Origin of the sequence: Bacillus sp. Nf3 (assembly GCF_003028545.1) — a bacterium.
GTDB classification, from domain to species: Bacteria; Bacillota; Bacilli; order Bacillales; family Bacillaceae; genus Bacillus; species Bacillus safensis.
Genome location: NZ_PYUA01000074.1, coordinates 1 through 567 on the forward strand (window position 1 = coordinate 1; position 567 = coordinate 567).

Sequence of the window (567 nt, forward strand, 5' to 3'; positions counted from 1 at the left end):
GGTGCCGGTGGTGCTGCTGGGCACGTTCGGCGTGCTGGCCGCGTTCGGCTATTCGATCAACACGCTGACCATGTTCGCGCTGGTATTGGCCATCGGTCTGCTGGTGGACGATGCCATCGTGGTGGTGGAGAACGTCGAACGCATCATGTCCGAGGAAGGACTGTCGCCGCTGGAGGCCACCCGCAAGTCGATGGGCCAGATCACCGGCGCGCTGGTGGGCATCGGCCTGGTGCTGTCGGCGGTGTTCGTGCCGATGGCCTTCATGAGTGGCTCCACCGGCGTGATCTATCGCCAGTTCTCGGCCACGATCGTCTCGGCGATGGCGTTGTCGGTACTGGTGGCGATCGTGTTGACCCCGGCGCTGTGCGCGACCATGCTCAAGCCGCTGAAGAAGGGCGAGCACCATGTCGCCCACCGTGGCCTGGCCGGCCGCTTCTTCAATGGCTTCAACCGCGGCTTCGACCGCACCAGCGAAAGCTACCAGCGCGGCGTGCGCGGCATCATCCATCGCCCGTGGCGGTTCATGGGCATCGTGGCGGCACTGTTCATGCTGATGGGTGTGTTGTT

General features: G+C 64.7%; 1 protein-coding gene. It reads left to right on the forward strand.

What is annotated here, in order from left to right; translation table 11 throughout:
• Positions 1 to 567: efflux RND transporter permease subunit (locus tag C9414_RS20905; RefSeq protein ID WP_181286197.1), on the forward strand; the 567-nt coding region annotated here is incomplete at both ends.